The following is a 25,753-nucleotide window of genomic DNA, read 5'->3' on the forward strand; positions in this document are numbered from 1 at the left end:
GAACTGTCATGACCCATAAAGAAACCCGGCGCCGTAGGCTCTTCCGCCCCCTGACCCTGCTTGCCTCCGTTGCCCTGGCTCTCTCCGCCTGCGGCGCCCCTTCGGCTGCACCTCCCGGCCAGGGCGGGACCGGTGCTGCCGGCGGCGGGGAAGGCACCAAGGTGATCATCGGCGTCGGCGGCCAGACTCTCCTGACCTACCTTCCCACCACGCTGGCCCAGGAACTGGGCTACTACAAGGAAGAGGGCCTGAACGTCGAACTCCAGGACCTGCAGGGCGGCTCGAAAGCGCTCACTGCGATGGTGGGCGGCAGCACAAATGTCACCAGCGGATACTACGAGCACACCATCCAGATGCAGGCCAAGAACCAGCCCATCAAGGCGTTCGTCGACATGGGCGAGTCGTCGGGGCTTGCCCTCATCGTGGCGCCCAAGAATGAGGGCCAGATCAAGTCCATTGCGGACCTCAAGGGCAAGAACGTCGGAGTGACCTCACCGGGGTCCTCCACCGACATGTTCGTAAAGTTCCTGCTGGCCAAGAATGGCATGCAGCAGGCAGATGCAGCAGTTTCAGCGATCGGCGCCGGGTCCTCTGCCGTTGCCGCCGTGGAGCAGAACCAGGTGGACGCCGCAGTGATGCTCGAACCTGACATCTCCGTACTCGCAAAGCGGATGGGCCACGATCCGGTGCTGCTGGAAGACGTCCGGACCGTGGAGGGTCTGAAGGAAGTATTCGACACCGACTCCTGGCCGTCATCCTCCCTCTACGCCAAGACTGAATGGCTGGACAAGAACAAGGAAACCGCAGGCAAGCTCGCCAAGGCGATCAAGCGCACCCTCGAATTCATCGACGGCCACTCCGGCGAGGAGATTGCCGCGAAAATGCCTGAGAAGTTCGCCGGCGGAGACAAGCAGCTCTACGCCAAGGTCATTGAGGACCTGAAGAAGACGGTCAGCAAGGACGGATCCTTTACCGAGGACGGCGTTCAGGCGGTCCTGAAGACACAGCGGGTGGCCAACCCGGAGGTCGGGGATAAGGACATCAAGCTGGCGGACACCTACACGAACGAATTCCTGAAGTAGCACCAACCGGCAGAGGCACGCCATCCGCAAGAGATGGCGTGCCTCTGCCGCCATCACCGCCTTCCTGCTTGAGGAGAGCTCTGAATGCCCGAGACACTGACCCACAAAATCCTGGCCAGCCATCTCGCGTCCGGCGGCCTGACTCACGGCGCCGACATCACCATCGCCGTTGACCAGATCCTCATCGAGGACGCAACCGGGACCATGACGGCCATGCAGTTCGAAATGCTCGGCGTGGATTCCATCGCGGTGCCGCTGGCGGTCATGTACGTCGATCACAACGTCCTGCAGATCGATGAAAAGAACATGCAGGACCACCACTACCTCCGCACCTTCTCCGCCCGCTACGGGCTGCGCTACTCCCCCGCCGGGCACGGCATCTCCCACTACATCCACCTTGAGAAATTCTCCAGGCCGGGCCAGGTCCTGGTGGGCGCAGACTCCCACACCTCAACGGCGGGTGCCCTCGGCATGTTAGCCCTCGGCGCCGGCGGGCTGGAGGTCGCCGTGGCGATGGCGGGCTACGGGTTCGACTTTGTGTGCCCCGCCGTCGTGGGGGTGGAACTGACGGGCACGCTCGGACCCAATGCCGAAGGGAAGGACGTGGTGCTGGAGCTGCTGCGCCGCCATGGCGTGCGGGGCGGCCGCGGGAAGGTGTTCGAGTTCCACGGGGAGGGTGTGGCTTCCCTGTCAGTCTCGGCGCGCGCGACCATCTGCAACATGATCATCGAAACAGGTGCCGCCACAGCCATCTTTCCCTCCGATGACCAGACCCGCGCGTGGCTCCGGGCCCAGCGCCGAGAGGATCAGTTCGTCCCCCTGGCGGCCGACGCCGGCGCAGGCTACGACGACGACGAGCAGATTGATCTATCAAGCCTCGTTCCGCTCGTGGCGCTGCCCCACTCACCAGGCAACGTCCGTCCCGTGTCCGAACTGCCGCGCACTGAGGTGGTCCAGGTCTGCGTGGGTTCCTCTGTGAACAGTTCGTACGAGGACCTGGCCACTGTTGCGGCCATCCTCAAGGGACATACCGTCCATCCGTCCGTCCAGCTCACGGTGACGCCGGGATCACGCCAGATCCTGCAGACGATCATCGCCTCCGGCGTCTATGAGGATCTTATGGGGGCCGGGGCGCGGATGCTCGAGCCGGTATGCGGCCCCTGCGTGGGCATCGGGCAGGCACCCACGGAGGGTGCGCCGTCGTTGCGCACGTTCAACCGCAACTTCCCGGGCCGCAGCGGTACAGCCGAGGACTCCGTGTACCTGTGTTCGCCGTCGACCGCTGCTGCCAGCGCGCTGGAAGGCGCCATCGTCGACGCCTCCACCGTCAGCCGCAGCGAGCTCCGCCCTGCCACTCCTCCGCATCCGGAAGTCCATGACCTGCATATTGCCGGTGTCATGCCCCTTGAGGCACGTCGCAACATCGAGATCGAGCGGGGCAGCAACCTCGTCCCGCCGCCACAGCCCACACCGCTGCCGGCTGACCTGGACGCCCGGGTGCTGATCGCCGTCGGTGATGACATCTCCACTGGTGACATGGCTCCCGACGGCGCCATCGCCATGTCTGTATGGTCCAACATCGCCGTCTGCGCGCGCTTCATGTTCCGCCGCCTGGACCCCGGTTTTCACGATCGCGCCCTCGAATGGGGCGGCGGAATCATTGCGGGCGGGGAAAACTACGGGCAGGGTTCGTCGCGGGAGCATGCCGCCCTGATCCCGTTGTATTTGGGGGTCCGGGTGGTCGCTGCCCGCAGCTACGCGCGGATCCATCGCCGCAACCTCATCGCCGCCGGCATCGTGCCGCTGATCTTGCCCTCCGACGCGCAAAGCTCAACCGGGCAGCGGTGGGTCATCGAAGGGCTTGCTGTCGCCCTGGCCGATGGTCGCCGCTCCGTCACTGCCCGAGTGGACGGAGGCACCGAGTTGACGCTCGGGCTCGACTTCTCGCCGGCCGAACGTGCCGTCCTCACTGCCGGCGGCCTGCTGGCCCAGGTGCGGACCGGCGGGCGCTTCATGCTGGCCGGCGACGCCGTCGTACAGGACAACGCGGCAGTCGTTTCGCAGAGCCGATCTCCACGGTGAGGCCAGCCGCCGTCGGCCCCGTTCGAACACCGGCGCGTCGACCGGGACAGCGTGCCACAGCCATCGCGGCGCTGACAACGGTGGTGGCGGTGCTGCCGGTCTTCCTCGTCGGCGGGCTGGCTGTCCAGCTTGAGCAGGACCTGGGCATGACGGCGTCAGCACTCGGAGTCGCGGTCTCCACCTTCTGGGCTGTCTCAGCACTGCTGTCCGCCCCGGCCGGGTATGTGGCGAGCGGACTGGGGCTCCGCCGCGGAGTCCCGCTCGCCGTCGGGCTGGGCTTTGTTGCACTGGCCGGCATCGCCTTTGTCACTCCGCACTGGGCGTGGCTGATCGTCTGGCTCAGTTTCGCCGGTACCGCAAACGCCCTGATCCACCCGCTGTCCAACGGCCTGATCGTGGACCAGGTGGCGGTACGCAACCGCGCCTTCTCGTTTGGCCTCAAGCAGGCCGCCATTCCGACGGCGACGCTCACCGCCGGCCTGTCCGTCCCGCTATTCGCTCTTACCGTGGGGTGGAACTGGACCTTTGCGCTGGCAGCACTGCTGGCGGCGGCCCTGATCCCGGCGCTGCTCCGCACCCTCCCACGCACTGCCCCGTTCCAAGGGCGCTCCGGTAAAGCCGCCAGGGAACCGCTCCCCCGGAGGCTGAAACCATTCCTTTTTGCCACCGCCGTGGCCAGTGCCCTGGGAGCCGGGCAGGCCAATGTAGTGGGTGCTTTCACTGTGACCATGGCTGTGCAGGCGGGATTCGATGCCGCCGGTGCGGGCTTATTGCTGGGCGCCGCCAGTGTGGCCGGGATTCTGGCCCGCCCGCTGGTGGGTATTGCCGCGGACCGGGGGATCGGCGGCTCGATGGCCACGGTGGCCCTGATGATGGGGGCCGGGAGCCTGGGGCTGCTCGGCATGGCGTCCGGTTTCCCGATCGCCTATGCAGCCGGAGCCGTCGTCGCGTTCGGTCTGGGCTGGGGCTGGAACGGCCTGGCCCATTACGTGGTCTCACGCACGGCGCATCCATTCACCATCCGGGCCACCGGGATCACTCAGAGCGGTACCTACATCGGCGGAACGCTGGGGCCGTTGCTGTTCGGGATAGTTTTCTCCCATTTCAGTCCCGCCGTTGGATGGACGCTTGCAGCGCTGGTCGCAGGTGCCGGGGCGGCTGCCTCGCTGGTCGCGTTCCGTTTGGAGAAGCGATTGCGCACCAGCTAGTTGGTTAGGACAGGCGCGACAGCACTTCGGCGGCGAACTCCACGGTGGTGGCGGTGCCCTTCAGGTCCGGCGTCGCAGTGCCGTCCGCGAGCGTTCCCTCAAAGGCAGAGGTCAGGGACCGGGCGGCCTCCGCCTCACCGAGATGGTCGAGCATCATTGCAGCGGCCCACAGAGCGCCCACCGGGTTGGCGATACCCTTGCCTGCGATATCCGGAGCGGAGCCGTGCACGGGCTCGAACATCGACGGGTGCCGCCGCTCCGGGTTGAGGTTGGCGCTGGGTGCAATGCCGATGGACCCGGCAATACCAGCTACCAGGTCCGAAAGAATGTCCCCGAACAGGTTCGACGCAACGATGGTCCGGATACTCGTCGGCTTCATCACCAGCCGTGCCGCCAGCGCATCAATGAGCACCTTTTCGACGACGACGCCGGGGAACGCCGTGATTGTCTCCGCCACCACCTCATCCCAGAACGGCATGGTGTGGATGATGCCGTTGGACTTTGTTGCGGAGACGAGCCGGCCGCCGCGTTCGGTGGCGACGTTAGCGGCATAGCGCGCCGCCCGGGCGATACCGCGCCTGGTGAAGACGCTCTCCTGAACCGCGAACTCGCCTTCGGTTCCGGCGCCGAACCTTCCTCCGATCTGGGAATACTCGCCTTCAACGTTCTCCCGTACCACCACGATGTCCAGGTCCTCGATGCCGGGCATGGCGCCGACGATGCCGGGCAGCAACCGCATGGGCCGGAGGTTGATGTACTGGTCGAACTCCCGGCGGATAGGGATGAGGAGCCCCCAAAGAGTGACATCGTCGGGCACGTCCGGTGTCCCGACGGCTCCCAGGTAGATGCCATCACCGCTGCTCAGCTGCTCTATTCCGTCAACAGGCATCATGCGGCCCGCCTTGCGGTAAAAGTGGCTGTTCCAGTCGCGGACCCGCCACTGGACGTCGAAGCCGTAGATTCCGGCGACGGCGTCGACGCACTGCATCGCGACGTCGGTGACATCCACGCCAATGCCGTCGCCGGGAATCGCATCGATGACATAACGGCGGCTCATGCGCATCCAATCGTTCGTGGTGTTTAAAGAGCATATGCGGAGGGCCAGGCGCTCCGCCCCAACGAATCACGGCCCGGTTCAAATTAAGGGGCCGGCAATGCCACAAACCTCCGCTTGTGTCCCCCGCCCGGTAGCACGAGGATGGCGCTTGCCACCGGAGCGCGCCCCGACGCCGTCTCACGCACGGGACAAGACCGGATTGCTGAACACTCCAAACGAGTCATGGCAGCTGCCCTTTCCGTTTCCGCCCGCCTCGGGCATCGCCCTCTGGCGCATGTGGGCCGGTTCTCGAATTGACGGCTCACGCCTGAATTCCCGTTTGGGGCTCTGGCGGCCAAAGGGCAGCAGGCGTAGCGTCGATCACAAGGGCAGCCGGGCCGGTGGGCAAGGCCTGTTGGCCAGTCCGGCAGCATGGGGTTTTCCCAAGGAGGCAGGCATGGCAGGGTGGAACGCCGACACGGCGGCCGGGCCCTTAGGGGCTGGAACAGTCACATTGGTGGAGGGCTCGTCCTTCTGTATCTCCATGCCGAATGGAGACATCCATCCGGAGCATCCCCACGGCCTTTTCGTCCAGGACACCCGGTATGTTTCCACGTGGGCCCTGACGGTTAATGGGCAGCCGCTGGAGCCGCTCGCGGCCGAGGTAAAGGAGCCCTACCGTGCCCTTTTCGCAGGACGCGTCCCGCGTTCTGATGGTTATGCGGACAGTCCCCTTATTGTCGAACGGCTGCGCGAAGTGGGTGCGGGCATCCGGGAACAACTCACGGTCCGGAATTTTTCCCTGATACCCATGGAGTGCGTCATCCAGCTGGTGGTTGGGTCGGACTTTGCCGATTTGTTTGAGGTTAAGGAAGCCAGGAACCAGAGGCAATGGGAGGAGCACCGGCGCGCTGACGTTGGAGTGCTGAGAATCCACGGCCGGTGGAGGGACGTCGAAAAGGACATCGTCATCAATGCTCCCGATGCTGACGTGACCACCGACGCCATTACCTGCCGGGTCATAATCCAGCCAAGGTCGGAATGGTCCACGACTGTCATCGCCGTGCCGGCCACGGGAAAGGCCGGCCAGCCAGCCTTCAGCCACTCGGGCGGGGAGTTGTCTCCCAGCGATCGGCGCCACCGGGAATGGGTAGCCAGAATCCCGATGCTGCGGATGGGAAATCCCGCAATCGAACGGACCCTCCAGCGCAGCTACGACGACCTGGGAGCGCTGCGAATCGAGGACCCAGACCATCCGGACCGCGTGGTGGTGGCCGCCGGAGCGCCCTGGTTCATGACCATTTTCGGCCGAGATTCGCTCTGGGCCTCTGAAATGGCGCTTCCGGTGGACCCCTCCCTGGCGCTGGGCACGCTGCAGACATTGGCCGACCGCCAGGGAACCGTCGTTGATCCCGTCAGCGAAGAGGAACCTGGCAAAATCCTCCACGAAGTAAGGCTCGATGTCTCAAGCGGGCTCTCCCTGGGCGGAAAATCCACCTACTACGGCAGCGTGGACGCCACCCCTTTGTTCGTTGACGTCCTGGGGGCCGTCAGCCGCTGGGGATTTGCCAAGGAAACCATCAACGCATTGCTGCCCCATGCGGACCGGGCACTGGAATGGATCCGCGACTACGGCGACAAAGACGGCGACGGTTTCGTCGAATACCAGCGGCTCAACCCCAATGGCCTGATCAACCAAGGGTGGAAAGACTCGTGGGACGGCATAAATTTCGCCGACGGGCGGCTGGCGGAGCCGCCTATCGCGCTCTGCGAAGTCCAGGCCTATGTCTTCGCTGCATACTTGGCCCGGGCATGGATGGCATACGACGCTGGCGACTATGAGGTCGGAGACACTTACGCTGACCGCGCAGCCGTCCTGAAGAAGCGGTTCAACGAGGAGTTTTGGATACCCGAACGCGGGTACTACGCCGTCGCCCTCGACGGGAAAAAGCAAAAAGTCGACGCATGTGCCTCCAACATGGGCCATTGCCTGTGGCTAGGACTAGTGGACGAGGACAAGGCCGCGCAGGTGGCCGGGCACCTGATGTCCCCGGAGATGTTCAGTGGCTGGGGTATCCGCACGCTCGCAAGCGACATGGGCGCCTATAACCCCGCCAGCTACCACAACGGTTCCGTGTGGCCGCACGACAACGCGATCATCCAGGCGGGCCTGGTCCGGTACGGGTTCGTGGAGGAGGCACAGCGGATCTCCACGGCGCTCCTGGAAGCTGCCGACTTTTCCGGCGGCCGATTGCCGGAACTTTTCTGCGGGTTCAGCCGCGACCAGTTCACCGAACCCGTCCCCTATCCCACCGCGTGCTCGCCCCAGGCATGGGCAGCGACCTCACCGATCCTGCTGCTAACCAGCCTGATGCGCTACGACGCCCACGTCTCCCGCGGCGGAGTCTGGCTGGACCCCGTACTGCCGAAATCCTACGGCGACCTTCAGATCACCAACGCGCCGCTGGGCAGCAACCACGTCACCATCAACATCACAAACGCAGTCCCCAGCATGGAGGGCCTACCCGAAGGAATAACCTTCCACCGGGGGCACCGTCCCTGGATCACCGAGCTCGTAGAACAAGCCAGCCGAGACCGCAGAACCTGACGAATAGGGCCAGGAGGATCGACAATCCGGCTACATTTCCAGCCGAAGGTCCGGGTTGTTATGTCGGTTGTCCCATCTTTTCTCATCGTTCTGGACAGGAACGGCCGGCGTGACCGCCGGCCGTTCCTGTCCACTCTGTTCTCCTTGAATTCTGGCCGGTTATCCCTTCGGGGTCACCTGCAGCCTGTCGAAGGAGGCCTGTTTGCCGTCCTGGTCGAGGACCACGACGTCGTCGCGTCCGTTCTGGACGTCAGCCGGCAGGATGAACTCCACAGTGTTGTCCGTAGTGGGGAAAAACCAACCGATGCGCTGGCTGTGCTTGTTGAGGTAGACGTAGTACCACTGGCCGTATTCGAGGCCGTTGAGGACCACTTTCTGGCCGTTGCGGTATTTCTCCGCGGTGCCCAGATCGAACGGCGGAAGCTGTTCCTCAAGGTCCTGCACGGTCAGCGCCGGAACGGTTTCCGGGCGCGCCGGCTGCAAGTCCAGGACGGTTTCGCCGCCGGCCAGCATTGCAGAGATCTGCTGTGCACCGTTGGCGGCGGTGACCTCGAACTCCACAGCCTCCAGCCGTCCGGCGGCGATGTCGGCAGCGGTCAGGACGTAGTCGCGGGTTGTCGTTACGGTGGCGCCCACCCCCAGGCCCGGTTGGTAGATGGCAGCGTCAGGGGCACTCAGTTCCGTCAGGGAGACATTTCCGGCGTTGCCCAGGGTGTAGGTGTAGGTGACGGTGTCGCCTGCGGAGGCATACCGGTCCCCGTCGGTGTCCTTCCACTCCGTTGCTACGGTGCCCTCAAGCCGTGCATCACGGACCTTGAGGTCCACTTCCCCGCCATCAACGGCGTAGGTCCGCGCAGACTGGCCGGCAGAACTGACCTCCCACGTGGTGGCCGGAACAAAGAAGCCCTGCTCGGCTTCCGCCGCGGTGACTTCATGCCGCGGGGTGGTGCAGGCGTAGCTCTGGCCGGCGGGCAGCACACCGTAGCGGCAGTTGCCGGGGCCTTCAGGGACAAAGGGGCTGAAATTTCCGGCCGTGGGAACGACCTTCTCCGTCAGCGGGCTGGTGTTGGTCACATTGAATGTGTAGGGAAAGGCTTCCCCGGCGGTGTAGGGCTGGGTGGCCAGGTCACGGCCGGCATCGTTCCGGGCGCCGCTGATGTCCGCTGCAACCAGTCCGTCCCGTAACGCAACGGCCGCACCGGTAAACGTGACCGTCTTGGTGAGGGATGGCGTCGAGCTGGCCGTGATGGTGAAGCTCGCCTGGGGAACAAAGTAGCCGCGTGCGATGTCCTCGGCCGTCAACGTGTGCTTTGCCGTGGTGCAGTTGTAGCTTGAACCGGCGGCAAGGTTGTTGTACCGGCAGTTCGGAGCCGACGGCGGAAGGAAGCCGGCGTCGAAGGTGCCGGATACGGGCACCGAGTTCGCCGTGACGTTGGCCGTGCTCCTGACGTTGAACGAGTAGCCCAGCGCCTCGCCCTCACGGTAAGGGTTGGCGATGACGTCCCTGGCAGGTGCGGATCCTGTGACGGAGAGGCCTACCTGCGGCGCCACCGGAACGGTGGCCGTGAAGGTGTGCTGCGAGACCCGGCCGTCCGACGTCGTAAAGGCCGCGTTGAGGTTTTGCGGACCGCTGGCGCTGGTTGAGGCGGTCAGGTCGACGTTGACGGTCACCGAGGCGCCGGGCGCGACGTCGGGCACGGGAACCGTGGAGGCGGACCAGCCGCTGGGGGTATAGACCGTGGCGTTCGCGCCCGAGAGCGTGGCGGCTTCCTGGTTGGTGATGGTGACAGGGACCTGCTGGGTGGCACCGGGTGCGGTGGTGACAGCCGGCACTGACAGCGGAGCGCAGGCGTAGTTCAACCACGCGTCGTCGAACCTGGAGAACGTGATGTTGTCCGTGTAGTTGCCCTCGTAAAGGACCCCGAACTGCCCGTCTTCCAGCCGGGTCACGGTGGAATAGGCGGAGAAGCCCGGACGGATGGTGCGGACCCCCGGCCAGGTCGCTCCGTCGTCACACGAAATCCTTGCCGATACGTTCTCCCGGCCGGTCTTGGAATTGGAGTTGGTGAAGATCAGTTTCCTGGCCTCAGCGGATCCTTCCGCTGCCGCAGGATACATCCGGGCGATGGCTCCGTTGTTGGCCGGGTCCGGAAGTTCCGTGTCCTGCGTTACCGGGCCGTAAGTGGCGCCGCCGTCGGTGGAGATCGCCACCTTGCGGTAGCCCTGGTTGGCGTTGTCGCGGGAGTTCAAGAGGACCCGGCCGTCCGAAAGTTCCACGGTTTTGTTTTCATCCATGCGGTCACCCACGTTGGCACCCTTGTGCCAGGTGGCCCCGTGGTCATCCGAGAAGACGCTGTAGGCCTGGATCTTATTGGTGCCGTCAGCTTGCCTGACATCCCCGGCGTACTGCTGGATCAGGCGGCCCTTGTACTGGCCGTACTTGAGCTGGATCCCCTCTCCGGAAGACGCAAAGTTGGATCGGATGTCACCTGCTGCGGGGTTCGTCTTGTTGGTGCCCGGCTTCGTGACGCTGGTAATCAGCCGCGGTTGGCTCCAGGTGACGCCGCCGTCGGAGGACTCGATCACGGCGGAGGATATGACAGTGCGGTCGGCATCGTCGTTTCCGTACTGGCTGCCGAAGAAGCCCTGGTCCTTGGAGTAGACGAAGAAGGTGAACACCTTGCCGGTCTCGGCATCAAAAATGTAGGAGGGGTCACTGTAGCCGTATTTAGGGGTGGTGGCATTGCCGGTGTGGCCCGCAGCGATGACCTGCACGGGACCCCAGGTGCGGCCGCCGTCGGTGCTGCGCCGCTGCACGATCGAGTTGGGGTTCGGGGCGTCGGCGGCGCTTCCCGGCCTGCCGTCCCAGGAGGCCAGGACAACACCGTTTCCCAGGTATGTCATGGCCGGGATCCGGTAGAAGAAGTTGCTGGCGGTCCGGTCTGCCGCCAGGTTCATTTCCGAAAAGGTCCCGGGAGGTGCCGTGGGGCTGTTCGGCGGGATGGGGGCGGCTCCGGCAGGAACGGCTCCGGCCAGCAGGGCAAGGGCCAAGGCCGCTGTTCCTGCACTCCTTGCCACCACTGCTGCGCGTCTGGTTCTTCTTTTGGTGGAACCCAAATTAGATGTCCTTTCGGGGTGCCCGCTGCATTTGCGGGCCTGGTGAGGTGACCGTCGGGAAAGGCAAAAATCGGCACCTTATACATACGACGTCCTACCACCGTATAGTGGTCGGCTTCACATTGCTAGAGTTAAGGGGTGACGTCCTACATCTTCCCTCATGTCCCCCGACTCCCAGATGCCGTCCCGGCCGTGGAGCACGTCCTCGCCACCCGCGGCACCGGCGGCTACCGGCAGTACCGCATCCCGGCCCTCGCCGTCACCGCACAAGGAACCCTGCTGGCCGCCTACGATGGCCGGCCCAACCTTGATGACCTGCCAAGCCCCATTGACCTGCTGCTCCGCCGCAGCACGGACAGCGGCCGTACATGGGGCAAGCAGGCCGTGGTCCGCACGGGAAAAGGCCTCGAGGGTTTCGGGGATCCGAGCCTGCTGGTGGACATGGAAACGCAGCGCATCTTTCTCTTCCATGCGGCGGGCACCCGGGCGGGATTCTTCGAAGCCACCGCGGGCCACGATCCGGACGATGAGTACGTCCAGCACTGCGATCTCAGCTTCTCCGACGACGACGGCCTGACCTGGCAGCACCGCAGGATCACCAGCCAACTGAAGAGCAGTGCTGACCGCCCGGTCACGGGAATCTTTGCTGCTGCCGGCCAGGGCATCCAAATCCATTCAGGACCCTTTACGGGCCGGCTGGTGCAGCAGTTCGTTGTCCTCTGCGAGGGCACCATCATGGCCGCCTCCGCGTACAGCGATGACCACGGAGACTCCTGGACCCTCGGCCAGCCTGTTGGTGAGTGTACGCACGGCTTCAGCCCCAACGAAAACAAGGTGGTTGCACTGGCGGACGGCCGCCTCCTGCTGCACAGCCGCGGCACGCCGCGCCGCCTGGCAGCAACATCAGACGACGGCGGGGCCACCTGGAGTGCGCTTAGTCCCGTTGAGGAGCTTCCGGATCCGAGCGACAACGGTTCCCTTGTCCGTTTCGACGGCCTGCCCAATGTGGCCGGCCGGGCGGACGGCGCCACCGACTCGTGGCTGCTGGCCACCAACAACCACGACACGGCCCTGCGGCGGAACACTGTACTCAGCCTGTCCCCGGACAACGGCCGCACCTGGCCAACGAAACTGGTCCTGTGCCCGGGAAGCTCCGCGTACTCGACGGCAGCGCGTCTCCCCGACGGCAATATCGGCGTCCTGTATGAGCGGCAGGGTTACCGGGAAATCGTATTCGCCTCCGTGCCGCCGGAGCAGCTCACGCAACAACGTGCTGCGCCTCCCGAGACTGCGCCGGGGGAGGAACCTGGACTGGCATTCGATATGGAACTCCGTTCCATCACCCCCGGACGCCCGGCCGCCTGGCTCAACGCGGGTGATTTCCACGTCATGCCTGCCAATACGGGAGGCTGGAACGTCCATACCTGGAAGGAGATCGGCCAGGGCTACTCCGACGAATCAGCGCAAGTTATCGGCACCCGGGAGGCACAGGACCTGAACTACGGCCCTGTCACACCCGGTTACAGGGCCGGTGACATCCTGGCTTTCACCGGCAGGGCACGCAATCGCAGCACTCTCCCAGTGACCGAGATGCGCCTGGACGGCCCGGGCGCGAATGCGTTCCCCGCTGCGGATCTCCTGCCCGGGGCGGAAGCGCTCTACTTCACTCCCACGCACACCGTGACCGAAGCCGAGGTAGAGCGAGGGTCCGTAGAAGTGGCGTACACGGTCGAGGGAGTCGTGGGCGGTTCCCGCCACCGCACGTCCCGGACCTTTCATTTCGATACTGCAACAGGGGCGGTCCGCGTCGAACACAGGCCTTGGTCGTGACCGGCTTCCGGCCGGACCGTCACTGATCTGCAGTTACGGCACTCCATCCCGGTCAGATCGGCGCCTCCACCAGATCGCACATCTGCCGCAGGCGCCCTGCCCTGTCGCCGGCCGACAGGCCATGCTGGGGAAGCCCGATCTTGAAGCCTGAGATGGCTACCGGCCCCGCCGCCGCCAGGCAGCGCTGGACCTCGGCGCGGTTCAGCAGCGAGCTCGGCGGGGCACCATCAACCTCAAGAGCAGGGAGGTGGGCATCAATCCATGGGTATCCGAACTCTGTTGGCTCCGGGGAGCATCCGGAAAACATAATCCCCGCGAGGACGCCTGCTTCCCGGGCAAGCAGCAAATGCTCAACTGCGGTGCCGGTGTCCCCTGATTCAATGACCGACCGCGCCCAATTGACCAGGACTCCAACCTGATCCCACCCCTGGCCCTGGAGCGAGGCGACGACATTGACCTCCTCAGCGAATGTCAGAAAGCCCTTCTCCGGCCTACTCCCCCGCCGCGGAGCGTCGCAGTGCTCCACGAGCACACGCGTGCTGCCCCATTCCCAGTCGAGTACTTCCTTAAGGGACTCCTCAAACAAGCGGGACGAGGAATGCAGGGGCGGCGCAGAGTGCAGCTCAATCGCCTCCACCTTGTGCCCCTCGCCCGCGAGGCGGGAGGCATAATCCCGCACGCCTGAAACAAACTGCAGCGCCGCCCTCCGCCCTTCATCGTCCCTGGAGGCCAAGCCGAAAGTGGGGGCCTGGCTCACTCGCTTCATGGTGCCGGGAATTGCGGTCACTACGGCCGACCACCCCTCGGGAGCCCCCGCCGGCCACGGGCTTCCGCCATGGGGGCCGTAGGGCAGCTCCAATCCCCGGATTGAAGGGATACAGCCCAACTCCTGGTAGAAGCGCTGCGGCAGGTCTTCCGGCTGGGCAGGATAGGCACCAACGATGAGGGACGACATTTGGACTCCGTTGTGGATGGCGAACGCACTTGACGATGCGCTGTGATGGGACTTACAGTTTTATCACGAGCTCGGACGTCCTACATCCGATAAACCCTCTGGAATCGCGAGGCCCACATGAACATCTCCTCCAAGAACCTGCCGCTGGTCAATGACGCCAGCCGCCGGAACTTCCTCAAGCTGACTGGCGCCATGGGCGTCGCCGCGGCTTTCACCGCTTCAGTGGCTGCGTGCGGCAGCCCGGCAGTCACAACCACCGGCGGAGGCGCCGCAAGCGCCGCCGCGATCAACAAGGACCTCATCATTGAGGCGGGCATCTCCTACGCACTCTCCACCGGTTTTGATCCCCTGAGTTCCTCCGGAGCCACGCCCATGGCCGCGAACCTGCACATCTTTGAAGGCCTCGTGGAGCTGCATCCGGCCACCCGCGAGCCGTACAACGCCCTGGCAGCCGCGGACCCCAAGAAGGTCAACGACACCACGTACCAGGTGACCATCCGCGATGGTGCCAAGTTTCACGACGGATCCCCCGTCACCACCGAGGACGTCGCTTTCTCGTTCACCCGCGTCATGGACCCGGCAAACAAGTCCCTGTTCTCGCAGTTCATCCCGTTCATCCAGGATGTAAAGCCCGTCGACGCAAAGACGGTGGAGTTCACCCTGAAGTACGCCTTCCCCGGGTTCGGCCCCCGCATCTCCGTGGTGAAGATCGTCCCCAAGGCACTCGCCAGCGACCTGAAGGCCTTTGATGCCAAGCCGGTGGGCTCCGGTCCCTACAAGCTCATCTCCGCCGTCAAGGACGACAAGATCGTTTTCGAGGCGTTCGCCGACTATAACGGCCCCAAGCCTGCGCTGGCCAAGGGCATGACCTGGCACCTGCTCTCCGACGCCGCTGCCCGCGTCACCGCCGTGCAGTCCGGCCGTGTCCAGGCCATCGAGGACGTCCCCTACCTGGACGTGGAAGGACTCAAGTCCAAGGTCAAGGTTGAATCCGTCCAGTCCTTTGGCCTGATGTTCCTGATGTTCAACTGCGCCAAAGCCCCCTTCAACAACAAGCTCGTCCGCCAGGCGCTGCACTACGGGCTGGACAAAGACGCCATCATCAAGAAGGCCCTCTTCGGCAACGCCAAGCCGGCCAGTTCCTACTTCCAGGAAGGCCACCCGGACTACGTCAAGGCCAAGAACGTCTATGGCTACGATGCCGGTAAAGCTGAACAGCTGCTCAAGGAAGCCGGCGTCACCAGCCTTGAGTTCGAACTGCTCACCACGGACACCGCCTGGGTCAAGGATGTCGCGCCGCTGATCCTCGAGTCCTGGAACAAGATCCCGGGCGTGAAGGTCACAGTGAAGAGCATCCAGTCCGGCGCGCTGTACGCGGACCGCGTTGGCGCCGGTGACTACTCCGTCGTCGCGGCTCCGGGCGATCCGTCAGTCTTCGGTAATGACGCGGACCTGCTCCTGAGCTGGTTCTACTCGGGCGCTACCTGGATGGAAAAGCGTGCCTACTGGACCGCGCCTGAACGCGCCAAACTGCAGGAACTCATGAATAAGGGTTCGCAGGCAGCTGCGGCAGATGCCAAGAAGATCACCGGCGAAATTGTGGACCTCGTCTCAGAGGAACTTCCCCTCTACCCGATCTTCCACCGCCAACTGCCCAGTGCGTGGGACGACAAGAAGCTCAACGGCTTCAAGCCGCTGCCCACCACTGGCATGTCGTTCATCGACGTCGGCCGCACGTCCTAGGCAGCCCCTTGCGTTGCGAGGCCGGCCCCGCGCACCTGATCCCCTCGGGAGCAGCCAGGGCAGGCCTCGCAACCTATTGAACTGCAGCATCCAAACACACCGGAGAATAAATTGGTCACGATATTGCGCCTGCTGGGCCGCAGGCTCGCAGCATTGCCATTGATGATCCTGGGCATCACCCTGCTGGTCTTCCTCGTACTGCAGGCCGCACCGGGCGATCAGGCAAGCTCGGCACTGGGCGAAGGCGCGAGCGAAGAAGCAAAGCAGCAGTACCGCCAGGAGAATGGGCTGGACGATCCGCTGGTCGTCCAATACTTCGCTTTCCTTGCAAAGCTGCTGCAATTCGACCTCGGGGTCACCACACCGCCCGCCAAGTCCGTGGCGTCGATGATCGGCTCGGCGTTCCCGCTCACGCTCCAGCTGACGTTCCTGGGCGTCATTATCGCGGTGGTCGTATCCCTGGTATTCGGAATCCTCGGCGCACTTTACCGTGATAAGTGGCCGGACCAGCTGGTCCGGGTCTTCTCCATAGCCGCCATCGCCACACCGTCGTTCTGGCTGGGCATCCTGCTCATCCAGTGGTTCGCCTTGGGCTCCAGTCCCCTGTTCCCCTCAGGCGGAATTGCGACGCCGGAATCAGGTTTTGGCGGATGGCTGAACTCCATGGCCCTCCCGGCCCTCGCCCTCGGCATTCCCGTCTCGGCATCACTGATCCGCGTGGTCCGCACCTCAATGGTGGAGGAACTGGACCGGGACTACGTGCGCACAGCCATCGGCAACGGTGTTCCCTACCGCGAGGTGGTCTCCCGGAACGTGCTGCGCAACGCACTGGTGACTCCGGTGACCGTGCTGGGACTCCGCGTTGGCTACCTGCTGGGCGGCGCCGTCGTGATTGAAATGATTTTTGCCCTGCCCGGCATGGGCCAGCTCATCCTGAACGGCATCACCAACCTGGACGTCAACCTCGTCCAGGGCGTGGTGCTCACCATCTCCGTCACCTTCGTTCTGGTGAACATCGTGGTGGATCTCCTGTACTTGCTCATCAACCCCCGAATCAGGACGGTATAGCCCATGCGCAGCAAACTCGCTGAACGGCTGAGCGCCCCGGGCCTCCGGTTCAAAGCCCTGCCCTGGGGCTCCCGCATCGCCCTCCTCTTCCTCATCGCGGTCGTCCTGGCCGCCATCCTCGCGCCGGTCCTCGCCCCGCACGATCCGCTTGAGACCTTCATCCCGGCCACCCCGCCCGGCGCCGAGCACTTCTTCGGCACCGACCGGCTGGGACGCGACATCTTTTCCCGCCTGCTCTTCGGCGCCCAGTCCTCGCTGCTGATCGGCCTCGGCGCCGTTGGCCTGGCCATCCTGGTGGGCGCCCTGCTGGGCTCCTTCGCAGCGACGTCCAGCAAGGCCGTGAACGAACTGATCATGCGCCTCATGGACATCCTGATGGCCTTCCCCGGCATCGCCCTGGCGGCGGTACTGCTGGCAGCGTTCGGCAACTCGGTTCCCACCATCATCATTGCGATCGCCATCATCTACACCCCGCAACTGGCCCGCGTGGTCCGCGCCAACGTGCTGTCCCAGTACGGCGAGGACTACGTCCGCGCCGAACGCGTCATCGGCGCCGGCCGGTTCTACATCCTCCTCAAGCACATCGTCCGCAACACGGCCGCCCCCGTGCTGGTGTTCGCCACGGTCATGGTGGCCGACGCCATCATCCTCGAAGCGTCGCTCTCCTTCCTGGGCGCCGGCGTGCAGGACCCTGCGCCATCGTGGGGCAACGTGATCTCCTATGGACGCAACCTCGTCCTGTCCGGCGGCTGGTGGGCCACCACCTTCGCCGGCGCCACCATCCTGCTCACAGTGCTCTCGCTGAACATCCTCGCGGAGGGCCTTACCGACGCCATGGTGAACCCCAGGCTGCGCAAGGCGGCGGCCGTAAAGGACGACGACGGAACGGCCGCGGCTGCGTCCGCGGCAGCGCCGGCTCCAGCCGTCGACACCGAAGTGGCTACCTCCGTGGCGCAGTCCTCCGTCGTCGAAGAGCATGAGCTCGACGGCGTCCGGGCATCGCACGGCGACGTCCTCACCGAGGAGCACTACAGCCAGGCCGCCGTCCTGTCCGACCCGAAGCTTGCTGCGGCGAACCCGCACCTGCTGTTGGACAAGGAACTGGAACTGCTGGCCGCCATCGAAGCCAGGCGCACCGACAGGCTCCCCCAAGTGGAACCGGACGCCCGCAACGTGCTGGAAGTGCGGAACCTTTCCATCAGGTTCCCGGCCCGCTTTGGTGACATCGCAATCGTGGACAACGTCTCGTTCACAGTCCGCGAAGGCGAGACCATGGGCCTGGTGGGCGAGTCGGGCTGCGGCAAGTCCATCACGTCCCTGGCGGTCATGGGGCTTCTGCCCAAAACGGCAGAGGTCACCGGGTCCATCAAGTTCGACGGCAAGGAACTGCTGGATCCCGCCACGAAGCACAGCAGCATCAAGGCCTATGAAGGCCTCCGTGGTGAACAGATCGCCATGGTCTACCAGGACGCCCTGAGCTCCCTCAACCCGTCCATGAAGATCAAGGACCAGATGGAGCAGCTGACCAGGCGCGGCGGCCGCAAGACCCCCGCCGAGCTGCTGGAAATGGTCAAGCTCGATCCGGTACGGACCCTGGCCAGCTACCCGCACGAGCTTTCCGGCGGGCAGCGCCAGCGCGTGCTGATCGCCATGGCCCTGTCGCGCTCCCCCAAGATCGTGGTGGCCGATGAACCCACCACCGCCCTGGATGTGACCGTCCAGAAACAGGTGGTCGACCTGCTCAACGAGCTGCGCGAGCAGCTCGGATTCGCCATGGTGTTCGTCAGCCACGACCTCGCCCTGGTGGCGTCCCTGGCGCACCGGATCACCGTGATGTACGCCGGCCAGGTGGTGGAATCCGCCCAGGCATCCGAGCTTTTGCGCAATCCCAAACATGAGTACACCCGCGGCCTGCTCGGCGCTGTCCTCTCCATTGAGGCCGACGCCGTCCGCCTGCACCAGATCCCCGGCACCGTTCCCTCACCGCGCGACTTCGCACCGGGCGACCGCTTCGCGCCGCGTTCCCTGCGGTCCGACGCCGATCCCGACCAGAAGCTGGTCCTGACCCCGGTTGGAGCCGCGGCCGGCGGCGATGCCGACCACTACTGGGCAAGCCACCTGAAGGAGGATGCGAAATGAGTGAATCAACCGGCAAGCCGGTCATCGAACTCAAGGACGTCAAGGTCTACCACCAGGCGCGGGGCGGCAAACTCTTCCGGCCCAACATCGTCAAAGCAGTGGACGGCGTGGACTTCACCATCAGCCGCGGCGAAACCGTCGGCATCGTGGGTGAGTCCGGCTGCGGCAAGTCCACGCTCGCGTCGGTCCTTGTGGGACTCCAGCCGCCGACGTCGGGCCAGGTGCTGTTCCACGGCAAGCCCGCCATTAAGCGGAACGCCGCACTTCGCAAGGAATTCGGCCGGTCGGTGTCCGTGGTCTTCCAGGATCCGGCCACAGCACTGAACCCGCGCATGACGGTCCAGGACATCCTCACGGATCCCCTGCAGATCCACGGGATCGGCACCCCTGCTTCCCGCGCCGCAAGGGTCAAGGAACTGTTGGCGCTGGTGGGACTGCCGCAGTCCGCAGCCGAAGTGACGCCGTCGCAGGTCTCGGGCGGCCAGCGGCAGCGCGTGGCGATCGCCCGGGCACTGGCACTGGACCCGGACATCATTGTGGCCGATGAGCCCACCTCGGCACTCGACGTGTCCGTCCGTGCCCAGGTGCTGAACCTGCTCTCTGACCTGAAGACCGAACTGAACCTCGGCATGGTGTTCATCTCGCACGACATCCAGACCGTCCGGTATGTCTCCGACCGCATCTGCGTCATGTACTTCGGCAAGATCGTCGAGCAAGGCAGCGCAGCCCAGGTGTTCGACAACCCCACCAACGACTACACCAAGAAGCTCTTGGGCGCTGCCCCGAGCCTTCTCCACATCTAGATCCCCCCAATCAGCACCAATCATCGGAGAACCTACGTGTCCACCCAGTTCCAGGGCGTCATCCCGCCCGTTGTCACACCCCGCCACGCCGATGGCAGCATCGACACGGCGTCGCTGACCAACGTCACCAAGCACCTGCTCGACGGCGGGGTGGCCGGACTCTTCGTCCTTGGCTCCTCCGCCGAGGTTCCGTACATGACCAACGCCGAGCGTGAGCTGGTGGTCAGCACCATCGCCGAAGCCAACGCGTCTGCTGGAGCTGACGCCGTGCCGCTGATCGTCGGCGCAAACGAGCAGACCACCAACCGCGTCATCGAGGAAGCGAAAAAGGTCATCGACCTCGGCGCCGACGCCATCGTGGTGACCTCCATGTACTACGCGATCGGCAACGCCGCAGAAACTGAAACGCACTTCCGCGCCGTCCACGCCGCCGTCGACAAGCCGATCTTCGCCTACGATGTTCCGGTCCGCACGCACTTCAAGCTCCCCACCGACCTGCTGGTCCGGCTGGGCCGTGACGGTGTGATTGCCGGCGTCAAGGATTCCTCCGGCGACGACGTCTCCTTCCGCCAACTGCTGCTGGCGGCGAAGGACATCCCGAACTTCGACATCTTCACCGGCCACGAAGTCGTTGTCGACGGCGCCCTCCTTGGCGGTGCACAAGGCGTGGTGCCCGGCCTGGGCAACGTGGACCCGCGCGGCTACCGCAACCTCGTCGACGCCGCCCAGGCAGGCGACTGGGCAAAGGCCGCATCCGAACAGGACCGCCTCGCAGACCTCTTCGAGATTGTGTACACCCCCAGTGGCCGCGTCTCCGGCGGGGCGGCAGGCCTCGGTGCCTTCAAGACGGCCCTGCAGCTCATGGGCATCATCGAATCCAACACCATGAGCGTGCCGATGCTTTCCCTCAACGAAACCGAGACCACGGCCATCAAGGTGATCCTGGAACGCAACGGGCTGCTCTAGCACCGCCCAAGAAAGAGAGCAGATGCAGTACGCGATCGGTGTTGATCTTGGCGGCACCAAGACTGCTGCGGGCGTTGTTTCCTCCGCCGGAGAGGTCCTGTTCCCGGAGACGATTCCTACTCTGAACCGGGCCGGCAGTGATGCAATCCTCGATGCCACCGCTGGACTGGTTTCATCCCTCCTTGGCCGGGCACGGGCTGAAGGCCTGGATGTTGCAGGTGTCGGGGTAGGCTCTGCCGGGGTGATTGATGCCGGGCGCGGCGTGGTGGTGTCGGCGACGGACGCGATCTTCGGCTGGACCGGGACGGCACTCACCGGCGGGTTGGCAACGCGGCTGGGCCTGCCGCCGTCGTCCATCAAGGCCGTGAACGATGTCCACGCGCACGCCCTGGGTGAATCCTGGGCAGGTGCCGCCGCTGGAACCGCCAGTTCGCTCCTGGTGGCTTTCGGCACCGGCGTCGGCGGAAGCTTTGTGCTCTCCGGGCACCCGGTCCTGGGCCACCGGTTCGTGGGCGGCCATGTGGGCCACTTCGCGTCACCCTACGCGTACGACGGCGGCACTCCGGTTCCCTGCGTTTGCGGCGGTTCCGGCCATGTCGAGGCCATAGCCTCCGGGCCCGCCATCCACGACACCTACCTGAGGCTCGGCGGCCGGGAGGGGGAGGCGGCTGACACGCGCGCCGTTTTCGCGCTGGCGGGAGCGGGCGACACTACGGCCATCAGAGCCGTAAGGCTCGGCGCGTCTGCCGCCGGCCAGGCTGTTGGCGGACTGGCCAACGTCCTCGACCCGGCGGTGGTTGTTGTTTCCGGCGGACTCACCGATGCCGGCGCCCCCTGGTGGGAACCCATGGAGCGGGCGCTGCGGGCCGAGCTCCTCCCCGCCTTGTCCGGGCTTCCGGTCCTGCCCGCCAAGCTCGGCAACGCAGCGGCTATCGCGGGCGCTGCGCGCCTTGTCCTGCCGCACACTAACCCCTCCGAAGGAATCGACCAGTGATCCTGACTTCCGAAGCACTCGAGGCCCTGCGCGGGCACCTCATTGTGTCCTGCCAGGCCTATCCCGGGGAGCCAATGCGCGATCCCCGGACCACGGGGCAGGTAGCCGCCTCCGCGGTTATTGGAGGCGCTGGCGCCGTGCGGGTCCAGGGCCTGGCCGACGTGCAGCACACGCGTTCCGCGGTAGAGGTTCCGGTGATCGGGCTCTGGAAGGACGGCCATGACGGCGTCTTCATTACTCCCACCCTTCGGCACGCACTGGCGGTCGCCAACGCCGGCGCCCATGTGGTGGCAATCGACGGCACCCGCCGGAGCCGGCCGGACGGCCTCACCCTGGCGCAGACGGTGGCCGGTATCCATGCTGAATCCCACGCCCTCGTGATGGCGGACTGTGGTTCCTTCGACGACGCCGCGGCAGCGGTCGAAGCCGGAGCAGACCTTGTGGGCACCACGCTGTCCGGCTACACCGGCGAGCGTCCCAAAACCTCCGGCCCCGACCTGGACCTCCTTCGGCATATCGCGGGAGCGGACTTTGGGGTCCCAGTCCTCGCCGAAGGCCGCATCCATACTCCCGCCCAGGCACGGCAGGCCCTCGACGCCGGCGCCTTCGCCGTCGTCGTCGGGACAGCGATCACGCACCCGGCCACCATCGCCGGCTGGTTCGCCGAGGCCCTGAAATGACGCCGCCGGCCGCGCCGCCCGGCAACTACCTCATCTCGGGCACAGTTGTGACGGACGGGCATTCTGCCGCGAATTCCGCGGTCGCCGTAGTTGACGGCATCATCGCCTACGTGGGGCCCTTGGCCGATCTTGACCGCTCCGTCCTGCCTGAACTTGAACCGCTCGAACCTCCGGCCGGAAGCATGATCCTGCCAGGCCTGGTGGATTTGCACTGCCATGGCGCGGCCGGCGGTGACTTCCCAAGCGGCAACCTGGCCGCGGCCCGCACTGCCATAGACTTCATCCACCGCAGCGGTACCACTACCCTGCTGGCCAGCCTGGTGACCGCGCCGCGCGAAGACCTGTTGCAGGGCATGATGGCCCTACGGCTGCTTAGTGACGAGGGGCTCATCGCGGGCATACATGCCGAGGGCCCGTTCCTGTCCGACGCCCGCTGCGGGGCGCAGGACCCGCGGTTCCTGCTGGACCCCGACCTGGACCTGCTGGACGAGTTGCTGGCCGCCGCCGGCGGCCACCTGCGGACCATGACTTATGCGCCGGAACTGGCCGGCGTGGAGGCCCTGGTCCGAAAGCTTGCGGAGCACGGCGTGGTTCCGTCGCTGGGCCACACGGATTCTGACGCACGGACTGCGGCGGCTTCCCTCACCGAGGCCGCGGAACTGCTTGCCGCCTCCGGCCGCGAACCGATCTCGCGCCCCACGGTCACACACCTGTTTAACGGGATGCCTCCGCTTCACCACCGCAGCCCGGGCCCTGTTGCCGCTTGCCTACGGCTGGCCGGCGCCGGCAGGGTGGCCGTCGAACTTATCGCCGACGGCGCGCATCTTGACCCGGATACCGTTCGGATGGTTTTCGAACTGGTGGGCGCGGACAACATTGTTCTCGTGACCGATTCCATGGCCGCCACAGGCCTGCCTGACGGTGACTATCGTCTGGGGCCCGCTTCCGTCTCGGTCAGGAATTCCGAGGCGCGACTGACCGGCAACGGGTCCCTGGCCGGCGGCACCGCGACCCTCCTTGACGTTGTCCGCCGCACCATCGAAGCAGGTGTGGATCCGGCTGCCTCCGTTAAGTCAGCTACGGCCGTTCCGGCGGCCATTATCGGCCGGGCCGGAGACCTTGGGAGCCTCCGCGCGGGCCGCCGCGCCGACGTCGTTGTGGTGGACCGGGACTTCCACCGCGTCCTGGTCATGCGCGCTGGCCGCCTGCTGTGCCGCCCCGCAGCCCGGCCCTGAACCTGCCGTCTCCGGCTCCTTGTGCAGCGGCCCTACACTGCGGCGGATGCACCGCCCACGCGCACGGCTACCTGTCCGCTGCCTGGAGGCAATTGCGCAGCAGCGGCTTCGTCAGCCACCACCGTCACGTGAGGGTGCAGCTGCAGGACCGATGCAGGGCAGTCCGTTGTCACAGGTCCGTTGAGGGCGGCAGCAAGGATGCCTGCCTTGTCCGCGCCGTTGACCACCAGCAGGAGATGCCGGGCTTCAAGAATGGTGCCCAGTCCCTGGGTGATGCAGAGCAGGGGCACGTCCGACGGCGAGTCGAAGTAGCGCGCGTTGGCCTGCCGGGTTCGTTCTGTGAGCATTTCAACCCGGGTCCGGGAATCCAGTGCCGAGCCCGGTTCATTGAAGGCCAGGTGGCCATTGTGGCCGATCCCGAGGATCTGCACGTCAATGCCGCCCGCGCCGGCGATGGCAGCCTCGTAGTCAGCCGCCGCGCGTTGGGGGTCCGGGGCGCTCCCGTCCGGCACCGAAACCTTCGCGGGGTCAAGGTGCAGCCTTTCAGTCACTTCGCGCCGGACAACTTCAGCGTAGCTTTCAGGATGTCCTGCCGGCAGGCCCACATATTCGTCCAGCGCGAAGGCCCTGGTACGCGTCACATCAAGCCGGTGCCTGGCCAGAGCTTTATAGATCGGAAGGGGCGATCCTCCCGTTGCCACACCCAGCACGGCGTTCGGGTTACTGCGGATGACGGCTGCCAGGATCCCGGCCGCGACGGCGCCTGTGGCTGGGGCGGTAGGCACTACGAAAATTTCCACGGCAAAGCACTCTCTACGAAAAACGGAACCGGGCACGGGTGAGGCCGCTCGGAGCGCGGGCGTTGAAGGAAGTCCAGGCAGGGAGTCGGCGGGCGTCCGTCAGGAGGCCGCGACGTCCTTGAGTTTCAGGCGGATGCCGTCGAAGTGGCGCTGGAGGCGCTCTGATGCCAGGGTCTTGTCCCTGCCGGCTACGGCCTCGTAGATGTCCCAGTGGATCTGGACCTGTTCTTCAAGGTTGACCGGCCCGGAACCGAGCGCCTCATGGATTTGGCGGTACACCTGCCAGAACACGTCCATCAGGTTGATGAGCAGTTCGTTGTTCAGGGGTGCGTAGAGACGGCGGTGGAACTCCGCGTCATGCTCCGCGAGGGGTTCGCCTTTTGCGGCGGCATCCTGCATCGCCTGCATAGTGGACCGGAGGTCTGCAAGATGGTCCTCCGTCAAAAGGTCGATGGCCGAACCGATGAGACCCGATTCAAGTGCCTGCCGCACATCAATGAGTTCCATTGCTTCTTCGCCCTTGTGCCTGAGCGAGAGCCTGCCGCGGAAGGTCAGTCCGGACACCAGGGCACTGAAGTTGTTGGGGGCAACGAACATACCGAACCCGTGCCTGATTTCTATGACGCCGAGCGCCTGCAGAACCTTGAGGGACTCGCGGACAGTGTTCCGGCCTATACCCAGCTCAGCGGACAGTTCGCTCTCGGTGGGAAGCGCGTCCCCAACATCGAGGCCACGTTCCAGGATCAGTTCCATGATGCGCGTTTGAAGTGCCTGGGAACGGATTTGCGCGCTAAACCTTGCCGACGATACCGCTGCGGGTGTTACTGTCACGTCATCTCCTTCGACCGCACTCTGTCGGCGGCCTTCCTCTTTTAATAAGTGTACAGGAGATAGGACGTCCCTCCTTCGTTTTCGGGAAATGTTTTATCCGCTCCCGGCAGGGCAGGTGCCCAAGTTCCCGGGACGGCCGGTCCCGGGCATGGCGACCACATCCACCCAGCGCCGGGTAGTCATAGTTTGCGGTTAGGGCTTGCGCTACGAATCAAGGCCACCACTTGCGAACCGTATCGTAATCATGCTTATGACGTGCAACCGAATACGAACGGTACGGAGAATCGAGAAGGGCGCGCTCAGCGAACGGGGCGCGCTTTTTTCGTGCCTAAGCGTTACGGAGTTGCTCCCGGGTCTCCGGTCATGCCGTCCTAGACTTTCGCCATGCACCCCTTAGCGGCAATCGGCCTGGTGTTCCTCACAGGGCTTGCCTGGATGGTCACCATCCTGACCTTGTTGATTGCCCTGGCCAAAGCCCGGCGCCGTCCTCCGGCTGAAATGTCAATGGCCATTTGTTTCTGCCCACGGGCGGCCAGTTAATCGGCCCGCTGGTGGCCAGTAAAACTGCCCGGTGAT

At 65.0% G+C, this 25,753-nt stretch carries 18 protein-coding genes; 13 read left to right on the top strand and 5 right to left on the bottom strand.

The features are described from left to right. Nucleotides 1-8: 8 nt before the first annotated feature. From PV768_RS16680 to PV768_RS16690, 3 genes are all read left to right on the top strand, one after another. Complete coding sequence (locus tag PV768_RS16680) at nucleotides 9-1,082, top strand: ABC transporter substrate-binding protein (protein ID WP_421093624.1); 1,074 nt, start codon at nucleotides 9-11, stop codon at nucleotides 1,080-1,082. A gap of 84 nt (nucleotides 1,083-1,166) precedes the next feature. Beyond that, nucleotides 1,167-3,164 (top strand): aconitate hydratase, encoded by a 1,998-nt coding sequence (locus tag PV768_RS16685; RefSeq protein WP_421093625.1) that lies wholly within the window; start codon nucleotides 1,167-1,169, stop codon nucleotides 3,162-3,164. Nucleotides 3,165-3,244: 80 nt separating this feature from the next. Further along, complete coding sequence (locus tag PV768_RS16690) at nucleotides 3,245-4,372, top strand: MFS transporter (RefSeq protein WP_421093639.1); 1,128 nt, start codon at nucleotides 3,245-3,247, stop codon at nucleotides 4,370-4,372. A 4-nt stretch (nucleotides 4,373-4,376) separates the two neighbouring features. On the opposite strand, the gene PV768_RS16695 is transcribed toward PV768_RS16690, so the two are convergent. Next, nucleotides 4,377-5,429 (bottom strand): tartrate dehydrogenase, encoded by a 1,053-nt coding sequence (locus tag PV768_RS16695; RefSeq protein WP_421093626.1) that lies wholly within the window; start codon nucleotides 5,427-5,429, stop codon nucleotides 4,377-4,379. A gap of 436 nt (nucleotides 5,430-5,865) precedes the next feature. On the opposite strand from PV768_RS16695, the gene PV768_RS16700 reads away from it, so the two are divergent. Further along, nucleotides 5,866-8,016: a glycogen debranching N-terminal domain-containing protein gene (locus PV768_RS16700; protein ID WP_421093627.1), complete on the top strand. Its 2,151-nt coding sequence runs from the start codon at nucleotides 5,866-5,868 to the stop codon at nucleotides 8,014-8,016. Nucleotides 8,017-8,175: 159 nt separating this feature from the next. Here the strand turns inward: PV768_RS16700 and PV768_RS16705 are convergent, their stop codons facing one another. Then, entirely contained in the window at nucleotides 8,176-11,067 is a 2,892-nt protein-coding gene (locus tag PV768_RS16705; protein ID WP_421093628.1) for an exo-alpha-sialidase, read from the bottom strand. 204 nt (nucleotides 11,068-11,271) lie between these two features. Here PV768_RS16705 and PV768_RS16710 point away from each other — a divergent pair, with 204 nt between their 5' ends. Then, entirely contained in the window at nucleotides 11,272-12,963 is a 1,692-nt protein-coding gene (locus PV768_RS16710) for a sialidase family protein (RefSeq protein ID WP_421093629.1), read from the top strand. Between the two features lie 52 nt (nucleotides 12,964-13,015). Here the strand turns inward: PV768_RS16710 and PV768_RS16715 are convergent, their stop codons facing one another. Then, nucleotides 13,016-13,918, bottom strand: coding sequence for a DUF4862 family protein (locus PV768_RS16715; protein WP_421093630.1), 903 nt, complete (start codon nucleotides 13,916-13,918; stop codon nucleotides 13,016-13,018). A gap of 117 nt (nucleotides 13,919-14,035) precedes the next feature. Here PV768_RS16715 and PV768_RS16720 point away from each other — a divergent pair, with 117 nt between their 5' ends. From PV768_RS16720 to nagA, 8 genes are all read left to right on the top strand, one after another. Next, entirely contained in the window at nucleotides 14,036-15,661 is a 1,626-nt protein-coding gene (locus PV768_RS16720) for an ABC transporter substrate-binding protein (protein WP_421093631.1), read from the top strand. Nucleotides 15,662-15,772: 111 nt separating this feature from the next. Further along, nucleotides 15,773-16,729, top strand: coding sequence for an ABC transporter permease (locus tag PV768_RS16725; RefSeq protein ID WP_323057261.1), 957 nt, complete (start codon nucleotides 15,773-15,775; stop codon nucleotides 16,727-16,729). A 3-nt stretch (nucleotides 16,730-16,732) separates the two neighbouring features. After that, complete coding sequence (locus PV768_RS16730) at nucleotides 16,733-18,868, top strand: dipeptide/oligopeptide/nickel ABC transporter permease/ATP-binding protein (protein ID WP_421093632.1); 2,136 nt, start codon at nucleotides 16,733-16,735, stop codon at nucleotides 18,866-18,868. Continuing rightward, nucleotides 18,865-19,671, top strand: coding sequence for an ATP-binding cassette domain-containing protein (locus tag PV768_RS16735; RefSeq protein ID WP_421093633.1), 807 nt, complete (start codon nucleotides 18,865-18,867; stop codon nucleotides 19,669-19,671). The genes PV768_RS16730 and PV768_RS16735 overlap by 4 nt, the downstream gene beginning before the upstream one ends. Nucleotides 19,672-19,707: 36 nt before the next feature. Next, the gene (locus PV768_RS16740; protein ID WP_421093634.1) at nucleotides 19,708-20,637 is read left to right on the top strand and encodes a dihydrodipicolinate synthase family protein; all 930 of its coding nucleotides are present in this window, start codon (nucleotides 19,708-19,710) and stop codon (nucleotides 20,635-20,637) included. A 22-nt stretch (nucleotides 20,638-20,659) separates the two neighbouring features. After that, a complete protein-coding gene (locus PV768_RS16745) occupies nucleotides 20,660-21,631 on the top strand; it encodes an ROK family protein (RefSeq protein ID WP_157242449.1) in 972 nt (323 codons plus the stop codon). Beyond that, nucleotides 21,628-22,311 (top strand): N-acetylmannosamine-6-phosphate 2-epimerase, encoded by a 684-nt coding sequence (locus PV768_RS16750; RefSeq protein WP_323057266.1) that lies wholly within the window; start codon nucleotides 21,628-21,630, stop codon nucleotides 22,309-22,311. The genes PV768_RS16745 and PV768_RS16750 overlap by 4 nt, the downstream gene beginning before the upstream one ends. Beyond that, nucleotides 22,308-23,546, top strand: a complete 1,239-nt coding sequence (nagA, locus tag PV768_RS16755; protein ID WP_421093635.1) for an N-acetylglucosamine-6-phosphate deacetylase — start codon at nucleotides 22,308-22,310, stop codon at nucleotides 23,544-23,546. Before PV768_RS16750 ends, nagA begins: the two co-directional genes overlap by 4 nt. A 32-nt stretch (nucleotides 23,547-23,578) precedes the next feature. Here the strand turns inward: nagA and PV768_RS16760 are convergent, their stop codons facing one another. Both PV768_RS16760 and PV768_RS16765 read right to left on the bottom strand, forming a co-directional pair. Then, nucleotides 23,579-24,346, bottom strand: coding sequence for a glucosamine-6-phosphate deaminase (locus PV768_RS16760; protein WP_421093636.1), 768 nt, complete (start codon nucleotides 24,344-24,346; stop codon nucleotides 23,579-23,581). Nucleotides 24,347-24,445: 99 nt separating this feature from the next. Beyond that, the gene (locus tag PV768_RS16765; protein ID WP_421093637.1) at nucleotides 24,446-25,177 is read right to left on the bottom strand and encodes a FadR/GntR family transcriptional regulator; all 732 of its coding nucleotides are present in this window, start codon (nucleotides 25,175-25,177) and stop codon (nucleotides 24,446-24,448) included. Nucleotides 25,178-25,753 lie beyond the last annotated feature (576 nt).

The organism is Pseudarthrobacter sp. CC4, from assembly GCF_048957775.1.
Taxonomy (GTDB): Bacteria; Actinomycetota; Actinomycetes; order Actinomycetales; family Micrococcaceae; genus Arthrobacter.

Coding starts and splice junctions, on each gene's coding strand:
- PV768_RS16695 (WP_421093626.1), bottom strand. CDS start 5,429: ATGAGCCGCCGTTATGTCATCGATGCGATTCCCGGCGACGGCATTGGC.
- PV768_RS16730 (WP_421093632.1), top strand. CDS start 16,733: ATGCGCAGCAAACTCGCTGAACGGCTGAGCGCCCCGGGCCTCCGGTTC.
- PV768_RS16700 (WP_421093627.1), top strand. CDS start 5,866: ATGGCAGGGTGGAACGCCGACACGGCGGCCGGGCCCTTAGGGGCTGGA.
- PV768_RS16685 (WP_421093625.1), top strand. CDS start 1,167: ATGCCCGAGACACTGACCCACAAAATCCTGGCCAGCCATCTCGCGTCC.
- PV768_RS16745 (WP_157242449.1), top strand. CDS start 20,660: ATGCAGTACGCGATCGGTGTTGATCTTGGCGGCACCAAGACTGCTGCG.
- PV768_RS16680 (WP_421093624.1), top strand. CDS start 9: ATGACCCATAAAGAAACCCGGCGCCGTAGGCTCTTCCGCCCCCTGACC.
- PV768_RS16720 (WP_421093631.1), top strand. CDS start 14,036: ATGAACATCTCCTCCAAGAACCTGCCGCTGGTCAATGACGCCAGCCGC.
- PV768_RS16715 (WP_421093630.1), bottom strand. CDS start 13,918: ATGTCGTCCCTCATCGTTGGTGCCTATCCTGCCCAGCCGGAAGACCTG.
- nagA (WP_421093635.1), top strand. CDS start 22,308: ATGACGCCGCCGGCCGCGCCGCCCGGCAACTACCTCATCTCGGGCACA.
- PV768_RS16735 (WP_421093633.1), top strand. CDS start 18,865: ATGAGTGAATCAACCGGCAAGCCGGTCATCGAACTCAAGGACGTCAAG.